Below are 4,777 nucleotides of genomic sequence, written 5' to 3'. Positions count from 1 at the left end.
GCAATCAGTTCTACTTCGAACTTCAGGTTGTCGCCAGGCATTACCATTTCAACGCCTTCTGGCAGTTGAACGGCACCGGTTACGTCAGTTGTACGGAAGTAGAACTGTGGACGGTAACCTTTGAAGAATGGAGTGTGACGACCGCCTTCATCTTTAGACAGTACGTATACTTCCGCTTCAAACTTGGTGTGTGGAGTGATTGAACCAGGCTTAGCCAGTACTTGTCCACGCTCTACGTCATCACGCTTAGTACCACGTAACAGAACACCAACGTTCTCACCTGCACGACCTTCGTCAAGCAGCTTACGGAACATTTCAACACCAGTACAAGTCGTCTTGGTAGTATCTTTGATACCAACGATTTCTACTTCTTCACCTACTTTAACGATACCTTGCTCAACACGACCAGTTACAACAGTACCACGGCCTGAGATTGAGAATACGTCTTCGATTGGCAGGATGAACGGCTTATCGATGTCACGCTCTGGCTCTGGGATGTAGCTGTCTAAAGCTTCGCCCAGCTCGATGATTTTCTTTTCCCATTCTGCGTCGCCTTCAAGGGCTTTCAGTGCAGAACCCTGGATTACTGGCAGGTCATCACCTGGGAAATCGTACTCTGATAACAGTTCACGAACTTCCATTTCTACCAGCTCAAGCAGCTCTTCGTCATCTACCATGTCACATTTGTTCATGAATACGATGATGTAAGGGATACCAACCTGACGACCAAGCAGGATGTGCTCACGAGTCTGAGGCATAGGACCATCAGTCGCAGCAACTACCAGAATACCACCGTCCATCTGTGCAGCACCGGTGATCATGTTTTTAACATAGTCAGCGTGTCCTGGGCAGTCTACGTGTGCGTAGTGACGAGTAGGAGTGTCATACTCTACGTGTGAAGTAGAGATGGTGATACCACGTGCTTTTTCTTCTGGCGCGTTATCGATTTGATCGAACGCTTGAGCAGAACCGCCGTAAGTCTTAGACAATACGGTAGTGATTGCTGCAGTCAGAGTGGTTTTACCGTGGTCAACGTGGCCGATAGTACCCACGTTTACATGGGGTTTCGAACGTTCAAACTTTTCTTTTGCCATTTTTCTAATATCCCAGCAAAGTACAATGTTAGGTGAATTTACGTATTATTACATGAGCTGGGGAGAAATGGTGCTGATAGGCAGATTTGAACTGCCGACCTCACCCTTACCAAGGGTGCGCTCTACCAACTGAGCTATATCAGCACGGGACTTGGAGCGGGCAGCGGGAATCGAACCCGCATCATCAGCTTGGAAGGCTGAGGTAATAGCCATTATACGATGCCCGCATTCCTAATTCTCTTGCCACACTCATAGAAAGTGGTGGAGGGGGCAGGATTCGAACCTGCGAAGGCTGAGCCGGCAGATTTACAGTCTGCTCCCGTTGACCGCTTGGGTACCCCTCCAGAGATTGATGAATGGTGCCGACTGCCGGAATCGAACTGGCGACCTACTGATTACAAGTCAGTTGCTCTACCAACTGAGCTAAGTCGGCTCCTCATCAAGTGGGTGCGAATTCTAGAGTAATGAATCACTCAGTGCAATAGGCTTTTGCGAAAAATTTTCTTTTTTTTGACTGAGTGGTCATTAATTTACCACCCTGTCGTTTAATTGAACAAAATCAACCAAAAGAAGCTTTTTCAGCATAGCGGGCAAGGCCGTCTATCACCAAATTCGCGGCGGTGAGACTATCACCGTCGCAAGCACTTGTCAGCAGTTTTTTGTCGCCACCGGTAAAAATTATGACATTTTCTTTGAATTGATTATTTAATCGGCGCTTAGCTGACCAAAAAACGCCCTGCAATGCCGCTAAGCATCCCATGGCCACACATTCTTCGGTGTCACTGGCAGCCATTAATTGTTCCGGCACGGTCTCATTTTCGAAAACCCGGGTGGTATTCGACAGCAATGCTTTTTTCATTGTATGAAAGCCTGGTGCTATCCAACCGCCTAAATGTTGACCACCTGCCACAAAATCTACCGTTACGGCTGTACCGGCATCAATAACAGCAAAAGGTTTATCGGTTAATTTTGCCGCACCTAAAATGGCCAACCAGCGATCCACGCCCATTTTTTGTGGATTCTGGTAACTGTTAGTGATACCAAATGCGTCGCTTTCTGTTTTTACCGCACAAAATATAATCTGTTGTTCGTGACATAATTGTGCCAGCGCTTCTTCCACCGCTGGCTTACCCACATTAGCGATATATAAATGCGTAACCGGTGCAGCCTCTATATAAGTAATCAATGCAGACAGATCGTCAACCGTTGTGACGTTATCGGCATCATCAGTTAATAAACGGTACTTAATTCGGGTGTTGCCAATATCCACCAGCAATACGCTGTTAGTTTGCACGTAAACTTACCTCGCCTCCGTGGAACCGGGTTATGCCGTCTGCTGTTTCCAGCAGCAGCGCGCCACTGGCGTCGATGCCCCGGTTTATGCCACTGATTCGTTTGTCGCCTGTTTTGATTACCACAGTGCGGTCGGCAAACCAGTCCAGGTGTTGCCATTCTTCGATATACGGTTCGAAACCACGCTGGGAAAAATCAGGCAGTAATGTCCAGAGTTGTTCAATGATACGGGCCGCTACCTCATTCCGATCGACATCGGGGCCGAGAACCTGACTTAAATCGGTATGCGGCTGGCCGACATCGTATTCGTGAGCCGGTACCATAACATTCAGCCCGATGCCGATAATACAATCGGCGGGGGCGCCAATTTGGCCTTCCACTTCAATTAAGACCCCGGCCAGCTTTTTACCATACAGGTACACATCGTTTGGCCACTTAAGGCGTGCTTCTTCCACACCGCAGTCTCGTAATGCCCGGCATATGGCTATGCCAACTAATAATGACAAACCAGCCATGCCCTGATAGCCATCATTAAAACGCCAGTACATGGAAAATGTTAAACTGCCGCCCACCGGCGCCAGCCATTGGCGACCATGGCGGCCGCGACCAGCGGTTTGGATCTCAGCCAGTACCGTATCGCCATTCGCCCGCACACGGTCGGTGTTTTTCAGTTCGGTATTGGTTGATTCGATTACCTGCAGCACACTGATGTCGGCATAAGGCTTATTGCAAAAAGCACCGGTAATGGTTTCAGTATCGAGCAGCTTAAGCGGGCGATTTAATTTATAGCCCTTGCCTTTTACCTTGAAGACGTCCAGGCCCCAGTCAATTAGCTGGTTGATATGCCCGGCAATAGCAGTGCGGGACAGGTTTAATGTCTGGGCCAGGGTTTCACCGGAGTGAAAGTCGCCGTCCGCCAGCAAGCAAAGTAGCTGTTGCCTTACCTCGCGGGATTTATGTTTCATAGTTCTATACGTCCTTGTTTACCCAGTAGTCTCACTTCGGGCGCCAGCGTGACAGAAAATAGCTGTGAGACCTTTTGCTGAATCGCCCGGGCCAACGCAAGCAGTGCTTCACCCGTAGCCTGATGTTGATTAACCAGCACCAACGGCTGGCGATGATAACAACAAACGCCGTCGATGCAGTGGCCTTTAAATCCGGCATTATCAATTAGCCAGGCAGCCGGTACTTTTACCTGGTGGTCATTCACTACAAAGCCAGGAATAGTCGGATGCAACTGTTTAAGCGCTTCATATTCACTGGTAGTGATAGTCGGGTTTTTGAAAAAACTGCCTGCGTTACCCAGCACCGCAGGATCCGGCAGCTTTTGTTGGCGCACCTCAATCACCTTATTGAAAATCTCAACAGGGGTGGGGTTATCCAGCGCTGCCAGCTCGGCGTAAGCGGTTACCGGTGTAATATCGTTGGCGAGCCAGAAGTGCACGTCGGTGACTACCCAGTACTTTGCTTCGGCACGCTTGAAGCGACTGTCCCGGTAACCAAACTGACATTCCTCCCGGGTTAATGTAAAGGTATTACCCGTAACGACATCTACCACCTCAACCTGACTGATGCGTTCGCCAACTTCCAGGCCGTATGCACCAATATTCTGAATGGGGGCGGCACCCACAGAACCGGGGATCAGGGCGAGGTTTTCCAGGCCTCCCCAGCCTTGCTCTATGGTATAGGCCACCAGCGTATGCCAGTTTTCACCAGCGCCCACCCGCAGACTCACGCCTCCGGGCTCATGGCAAGCTTCAACGCCGGTAATTTTATTCACCAGCACCAGACCATCATAGTCTTCGGTAAAAATCGTATTACTTCCCTCCCCCATAATGTAACAGGGAGTTTCGCGGGGGTATAAGTCGAGAAGTTGCTGCACCGAGCAAAACTCGTGGAGTACGCGGCAACGACTGGCGATACCAAAAGTATGACGTTGGGATAAATCAGGCATAGACACAGACAGTAATCTTCGAGGTCGTTTAGTATGCCTTAAAAGACCTGAGTTTGGCTATGTTGACACGGGTAACGAATATTAAGCATCCACTTTCTAAAGAGGGTGGCTTTGCGTTTAACCCCTAAACGAGGGTGAAACCCTCCCGAAAAACCAAAGCAGCTGTTAGCAGAAAATTACTTAAATCAATCCATTGCTGGACTGTTAATATGAATACAAATGGCGACTGTGGAAAAGTCGCCATTAATAAAAGTATGGCTATGTTCTGCTAAATTGTTGCTACACTGTATATGAATACAGTTATTGAGGGTTGATCATGATCCCAGCACAATTTACAAAGCTTATAGCCGAGTTAGAACACTTAACAGATAGTCAAACCCGTTATGTTGAGAAGCTGCTGAAAGGCACTGATAGCGTCTCACAGTTGATAACAGAG

The 4,777-nt window shown here is 48.6% G+C and carries 4 protein-coding genes, 4 tRNA genes and 1 pseudogene; 1 reads left to right on the top strand and 8 read right to left on the bottom strand.

Annotation, left to right across the window (positions count from 1 at the left end; translation table 11 throughout):
• The 8 genes from tuf to murB all read right to left on the bottom strand — a co-directional run.
• Positions 1-1,094: elongation factor Tu (tuf, locus tag C6Y40_RS03535; RefSeq protein WP_105933368.1), on the bottom strand; the 1,094-nt coding region annotated here is incomplete at its 3' end.
• A 68-nt stretch (positions 1,095-1,162) separates the two neighbouring features.
• Positions 1,163-1,238, bottom strand: a tRNA-Thr gene (locus tag C6Y40_RS03530).
• An 8-nt stretch (positions 1,239-1,246) separates the two neighbouring features.
• Positions 1,247-1,321 (bottom strand) — tRNA-Gly (locus C6Y40_RS03525).
• 32 nt (positions 1,322-1,353) lie between these two features.
• A tRNA-Tyr gene (locus C6Y40_RS03520) sits at positions 1,354-1,438 on the bottom strand.
• A gap of 13 nt (positions 1,439-1,451) precedes the next feature.
• Positions 1,452-1,527, bottom strand: a tRNA-Thr gene (locus C6Y40_RS03515).
• Between the two features lie 126 nt (positions 1,528-1,653).
• The gene (locus C6Y40_RS03510) at positions 1,654-2,388 is read right to left on the bottom strand and encodes a type III pantothenate kinase (RefSeq protein WP_105933367.1); all 735 of its coding nucleotides are present in this window, start codon (positions 2,386-2,388) and stop codon (positions 1,654-1,656) included.
• Complete coding sequence (birA, locus tag C6Y40_RS03505; RefSeq protein WP_105933366.1) at positions 2,378-3,352, bottom strand: bifunctional biotin--[acetyl-CoA-carboxylase] ligase/biotin operon repressor BirA; 975 nt, start codon at positions 3,350-3,352, stop codon at positions 2,378-2,380. The genes C6Y40_RS03510 and birA overlap by 11 nt, the downstream gene beginning before the upstream one ends.
• On the bottom strand, positions 3,349-4,341 hold the full coding sequence (murB, locus tag C6Y40_RS03500) for a UDP-N-acetylmuramate dehydrogenase (protein WP_105933365.1): 993 nt from the start codon (positions 4,339-4,341) through the stop codon (positions 3,349-3,351). Before murB ends, birA begins: the two co-directional genes overlap by 4 nt.
• A gap of 316 nt (positions 4,342-4,657) precedes the next feature.
• Here murB and C6Y40_RS03495 point away from each other — a divergent pair.
• Positions 4,658-4,777: pseudogene (locus C6Y40_RS03495) on the top strand (IS1595 family transposase); the annotation flags it as partial.

The organism is Marisediminitalea alba (assembly GCF_002993365.1).
Lineage (GTDB): Bacteria > Pseudomonadota > Gammaproteobacteria > Enterobacterales > Alteromonadaceae > Alteromonas > Alteromonas alba.
Note: the sequence above shows the minus strand (reverse complement) of the source record. Positions and strands in the feature narration are given on the sequence as shown.